Raw genomic sequence first — 5,641 nt, 5'->3', positions numbered from 1 at the left:
TTGGGGGTTTTTTTGTTTAAATTGCGGGGGGCTGGGGGCCCGGGGGGGGCCGGCTGCCCGTTTCCCTCCCATTCCCCGCTCGTGACGCTAATATCCCCGCATCTTGCATGCTATAGTGCCTCTTTTCGCTGATACGAGGTTCATGATGACTACGCCTGATGCTGTTGTTGTGCTCTGTACCGCGCCGGATGAAGCAACCGCCCAGGATCTGGCGGCGAAAGCGCTGGCGGAAAAGCTGGCCGCCTGCGCCACGCTCCTGCCGGGGGCCACCTCGCTCTATTACTGGGAAGGGAAGCTGGAGCAGGAGTATGAAGTTCAGATGCTGCTCAAAACCGATCTTGCCCATCAGCAGGCGCTGCTGGACTGCCTGAAGTCTCACCACCCGTATCAAACCCCTGAACTGCTGGTTCTGCCCGTCACGTATGGAGACAACGATTACCTCTCATGGCTTACCGCATCATTACGCTGATCCTGCTGCTGTGCAGCGCGTCAGCCACCGCCGGGTTATTCGACGCACCGGGGCGCTCGAACTTCGTGCCTGCTGACCAGGCCTTCGCCTTTGACTTTCAGCAGCAACAGCATGACCTCAACCTGAGCTGGCAAATCAAGGATGGTTATTATCTTTATCGTCAACAGTTTACCTTCCGCGCCGCCGGGGCGACTCTCGACGAACCGGCACTGCCGGCGGGCGAGTGGCACGAGGATGAGTTTTACGGCAAAAGCGAGATCTTTCGCCAGCGCCTGACCGTTCCGGTCACGGTGAAGCAGGCGGACAAAGACGCCACTCTCACCGTCACCTGGCAGGGCTGCGCCGATGCCGGATTCTGTTATCCGCCGGAGACCAAAGTGATCCCGCTGAGCGCCGTGCTGGCGGCTTCGGCAGATGGCCAGGCGTCCACCATTGACCCTGCGCCGCCGACGAGCAGTCGTCCGGTGTTCAACCCGCCGCTGCCGGTTGAGCCGCGTCCGTCCCCGGAGATCGCCACTTCACCTGCGCCTGCCTCTGCGCCGCCAGCTGACGCCCCCGCCCGCCTGCCTTTCACCGCCCTGTGGGCGCTGCTGATAGGCATTGGTATCGCCTTCACCCCCTGCGTGCTGCCGATGTACCCGCTGATTTCCGGCATCGTGCTGGGCGGCAAACAGCGGCTTTCCACCGCGCGCGCCCTGCTGCTGGCCTTTATTTATGTCCAGGGGATGGCCTTAACCTACACCGCGCTGGGGCTGGTGGTGGCCGCCGCCGGGCTGCAGTTCCAGGCGGCCCTGCAGCACCCGTATGTGCTGGTGGGTCTGTCGGCGGTGTTTATACTGTTGGCCCTCTCCATGTTCGGCCTGTTTACGCTGCAGCTGCCCTCCTCGCTGCAAACGCGGCTGGCGCTGCTCAGCAATAAACGCCAGGGCGGATCGCCCGGCGGAGTCTTTGCGATGGGCGCTATTGCCGGGCTGATCTGCTCCCCCTGCACCACCGCGCCGCTGAGCGCCATCCTGTTATATATCGCCCAGAGCGGTAATCTGTGGCTGGGCGGCGGCACGTTGTACCTCTACGCGCTGGGCATGGGCCTGCCGTTGATCCTCGTCACCGTGTTTGGCAACCGTCTGCTGCCGAAGAGCGGGCCATGGATGGGCCATGTGAAGACCGCCTTCGGGTTCGTGATCCTGGCTCTGCCCGTTTTCCTGCTGGAGCGCATACTCGGCGACCAGTGGGGATTACGTCTGTGGTCAATGCTCGGTATCGCCTTCTTCAGCTGGGCGTTTATCACCTCGCTGGGCGCCACCCGGCCGTGGATGCGGCTGGTGCAAATCATTCTTCTTGCCGCCGCGCTGGTCAGCGCCCGTCCCCTGCAGGACTGGGCGTTTGGCGCCCCGGCGCTCGAGCAGCAGGCGCACCTGGCCTTCACCCGCGTCAGCTCGGTGGCCGAGCTTGACCGGACGCTGGCGCAGGCAAAAGGTCAGCCGGTGATGCTCGATCTCTACGCCGACTGGTGCGTGGCCTGCAAAGAGTTTGAAAAATACACCTTTAGCTCACCTGACGTGCAGCAGGCGCTGAAAGGCGTCGTGTTATTACAGGTTGATGTGACGAAGAACAGTCCGCAAGACGCCGCGCTGCTGAAGCGCCTGCAGGTGCTCGGTCTGCCGACGATCCTGTTCTTCAACGCGCAGGGTCAGGAACAGCCCGACCGGCGAGTCACCGGCTTTATGGATGCTGCGGCATTCAGCGCCCATTTGCGCGATTGGCAAGCGTGAGCGACACTTTAGGAGGAAAGATGGAGGAGAACACCGTGCTGCGTGAAGACGTCCTGGCAGAAGCCATTAAAATTCTTGAAATTGAAGGTATCGCCAACACGTCGCTGGAGATGGTCGCTGAGCGCGTGTCCTGTCCGACGAGCGACCTGAAACGCTTCTGGCCCGATCGTGAAGCGCTGCTGTATGACGCGCTTCGCTATCTGAGCCAACAGGTGGATGCCTGGCGCCGTCAGCTGCTGCTGGACGACACCTTAAGCGCAGAGCAAAAGCTGCTAGCACGCTATAGCGCACTCACCACCTGCGTCAGCAATCAGCGTTACCCCGGCTGTTTGTTTATCGCCGCCTGCACCTTCTATCCGGATGCCCAGCACCCGATTCACCAGCTGGCGGAACAGCAGAAGCAGGCTTCGCTGGCCTACACCCATGAGCTGCTGACCCAGCTGGAGGTGGATGATCCGGAAATGGTCGCCAAGCAGATGGAGCTGATTGTCGAGGGCTGTCTGAGCCGTCTGCTGATCAAACGTAGCCAGACGGATGTCGATACGGCGCGGCGGCTGGCAGAAGATATTCTGCGCTTCGCCCAGTGCCGTATGGGCGGGGCATTAACCTGATTCTGATATCCTAACCGCCATGTCGCGCCTATAATTTCCCCCTCACTGATTGCTGACAGGGATTGATATGCGCGCGTTCTTCTGGGCTGTCTGGCTGGGGCTGTGTTCTACGCCCCTGCTGGCGGCTCCCCTGCAAGGTTTTTCCTTTGCGCAAAAAGACTGGGAGCTCGCCTGCGATAACACCGGCACCTGCCGGGCGGCGGGTTACGGCGACCGCATGGGCGAGGTTAGCGTGCTGTTGACCCGCAACGCGGGCAGCGAACAGCATCCCACCGCCACGGTCACCTTCGCGCAGATCGAACACGATATCCCCGCCGACTCCACCGCCAGCCTGCTGATCGACGACCGGGACCTCGGCTCGCTGGATGCCGTGGATGACAGCCACTTCCGTCTGGACAGCGATCAGACATCCGCCGTGCTGCAGGCCCTGGCGAACCAGCGTAAAATCGAATTCGCCCTTAACGGCCAGCACATGCTGCTTTCCAGCGCTGGCAGCCGCGAAGTGCTGCGTAAAATGGATGCGTTTCAGCGACGAACCGGCACCGCCGATGCGCTGCTGGATAAAGGCGATGCGGGCGACGACGCCATTTTGCCCGCCGCCCCCGCCCCGGAAATCATCGCCGCACCGGTGATCCACAACGCGCAGCCTGTACCGCTAAGCATGCTCCAGCGCCAGAAGCTGTTGCCCTCCCTGACGCCGCTGCTGAATCAGCGCTGTGAAGACTGGCAGAACCCGGCCATTCCGGCGGCAGAGCGCCAGATTACCCTCACCGCGCTGGATAAAACCCATTCGCTGGCGCAGGCGCTCTGCTGGCGAGCGCCCTATAACGATGGCTATGCCCTGTGGCTGGTCGATAACGCCCAGTTGAGCAAACCGCGGCTGCTCACTACCGAGGCCTCCAGCTACGCCAACGGCACGCTGGTCTTCCTGCATAAAGAGCGGGGCATGGCCGACTGCGTAACCGGCGAGACGCGGGTCTGGGAGGGTAAGACCTTCGTTCCCAGCCTGAAGTACAGCACCGGTATGTGCCGGGAAATCACCCCGGGCGGTACCTGGATGCTGCCGACCTTTGTCAGCCAGGTGATCCCGAAGCAGCAGAAAGAGGCGGATAACCTGGCCCTGCGAACGCTGTATAACGCGGTGCTGAAGGCGCAAAAAAGCGATCCCGAACTGGCGCTGAACCGGGTCGCCGAGCAGTTTCCGTTAACCGGCCATATTACCGACTTCACCCTCACTTACGCCGATGACAGCCTGGTGACGACCAGCAAACCGTCCCCGGATATCAGCGATGACGAGTGGCAGGCGTTTCTGCGCTCCGCAATTAGCGCAGATTCAGAAAACGGCAAAGTCAGCTTTACGCTTATCGACCTCGACGGCGACGGCAAACGCGATCTGATCATCGACAGCTACGTGGGCGGCACCGGGCTCTTCAGCTACACCGGGGTGCTCCGGCGCGGCGATAATGACTTTGCCGCCGTCGACGGTAGCGACAGTGATAATGGCGACGATTTCGATGCCGGGGTGCCCGGCGCCCTCTTTTCCATTAATGGCCGCGGGGCTAACCAGTGGAACCACTGGGTCAAAATCAACGGCCAGGTGTATGCCCTGTGGTACAACGGCCAGTTTGGCGAAGATAATCTCTACCTGCTGCGCCCGTTCAGCACCGCCAGCCAGACGCCCGCGGTGACGGTTCGCTATCGCTATACGCTGAACAGCATCCGCTCCCCGGAGAAAGACCAACCGCTGACCCCCAGCCTGAGCGACGGCGATAAAGCGGATCTGCTGCGCTCGCTGGAGGTTATGCAGGGCAACCTGCTGAAAGATAAGCCCGCCAGCGACAACGATGCACCGATCTGCCCCATTCCGCCCGGCACCTCCGCCGACGAGGCGGACAACTACTACAGCGGCGTTGCCGTCAACTATATCTATGAGACGGTGGCCTATATTCCGGTGTGGCTGAACGGAAAATGTTATATCGGCACCATTTTCAGCCATCATGGCGCCTATCGTCACGGCGTGGATGCGGAAATCACGCTGAGCTCGCCGCGGGAAGATGAAGAGGTGATTGGTGATTACCTGATTTCCGGGTTGCGTCACGTTATCTCCGTCACCAGCGGCTGGAAAAGCCGTCAAGGTGATAACGGCATGCAGTGATATTGAGTCAAAATGCGCCTTTGAACGCGGAATTGCCGCAAAGATAAGCAATCGACAAGTAATTTAAGAAATTTGGTTGACGGGGTGGGCGGATTACGGTTTAATGCGCCCCGTTGCCCGGATAGCTCAGTCGGTAGAGCAGGGGATTGAAAATCCCCGTGTCCTTGGTTCGATTCCGAGTCCGGGCACCACTTATTCAGAGAACCCAGCCTATGGCTGGGTTTTTGCTTTTCTGTAGCCGGACTCTTCATCGAACTGCGTTCGATTATTCGCCGCACAGCGGCTCACCCCTTCGGGGCCAGCGCGACACGCGCGCTGTTCAACGCCTGCGGCGTTAGTCCGAGTACGGGCACCACTATTTAAAGAACCCGCCCACTAGGCGGGTTTTTGCTTTTCTACATCCGGACTTTTTCATCGAACTCCACTCTATGATCCCTGCCCGGCGGCGCTGCGCTTGCGCGGGCCTACGCTGTTTGAGCCTGAGGGAGGACCCGTAGGCCGGATAAGGCATTTATGCCGCCATCCGGCATAACCGCGGGTACGGCATCCGATGTATATCGCCAGGCGCTGTACTTGCGCGGGCCTACGCTGTTTGAGCCTGCGGGAGGACCCGTAGGCCGGATAAGGCATTTAT

Annotated in this window: 4 protein-coding genes and 1 tRNA gene; all 5 read left to right on the top strand. The window is 60.8% G+C overall.

What is annotated here, in order from left to right:
• The first annotated feature begins 145 nt into the window (after nt 1-145).
• The 5 genes from cutA to ABLU73_RS22765 all read left to right on the top strand — a co-directional run bounded on the left by cutA (nt 146) and on the right by ABLU73_RS22765 (nt 5,198).
• Nucleotides 146-469 (top strand): divalent cation tolerance protein CutA, encoded by a 324-nt coding sequence (cutA, locus tag ABLU73_RS22785; RefSeq protein ID WP_004206404.1) that lies wholly within the window; start codon nt 146-148, stop codon nt 467-469.
• A complete protein-coding gene (locus tag ABLU73_RS22780) occupies nt 445-2,241 on the top strand; it encodes a protein-disulfide reductase DsbD (protein ID WP_043519265.1) in 1,797 nt (598 codons plus the stop codon). The genes cutA and ABLU73_RS22780 overlap by 25 nt, the downstream gene beginning before the upstream one ends.
• 20 nt (nt 2,242-2,261) lie before the next feature.
• Nucleotides 2,262-2,852, top strand: coding sequence for a transcriptional regulator (locus ABLU73_RS22775; protein WP_004206402.1), 591 nt, complete (start codon nt 2,262-2,264; stop codon nt 2,850-2,852).
• A gap of 67 nt (nt 2,853-2,919) precedes the next feature.
• Nucleotides 2,920-5,007 (top strand): DUF1176 domain-containing protein, encoded by a 2,088-nt coding sequence (locus ABLU73_RS22770; protein WP_043519264.1) that lies wholly within the window; start codon nt 2,920-2,922, stop codon nt 5,005-5,007.
• 115 nt (nt 5,008-5,122) lie between these two features.
• Nucleotides 5,123-5,198, top strand: a tRNA-Phe gene (locus ABLU73_RS22765).
• The last annotated feature ends 443 nt before the right edge of the window (nt 5,199-5,641 follow it).

The organism is Klebsiella sp. GG_Kp175 (assembly GCF_040062325.1).
GTDB lineage: Bacteria > Pseudomonadota > Gammaproteobacteria > Enterobacterales > Enterobacteriaceae > Klebsiella > Klebsiella quasipneumoniae.
This window is presented reverse-complemented; position numbering and strand designations above follow the sequence as displayed.

Bases quoted from the DNA above. Each gene is read 5' to 3' on its own strand.
- ABLU73_RS22770 (WP_043519264.1), top strand. From the start codon at position 2,920: ATGCGCGCGTTCTTCTGGGCTGTCTGGCTGGGGCTGTGTTCTACGCCC.
- ABLU73_RS22775 (WP_004206402.1), top strand. From the start codon at position 2,262: ATGGAGGAGAACACCGTGCTGCGTGAAGACGTCCTGGCAGAAGCCATT.
- cutA (WP_004206404.1), top strand. From the start codon at position 146: ATGACTACGCCTGATGCTGTTGTTGTGCTCTGTACCGCGCCGGATGAA.
- ABLU73_RS22780 (WP_043519265.1), top strand. From the start codon at position 445: ATGGCTTACCGCATCATTACGCTGATCCTGCTGCTGTGCAGCGCGTCA.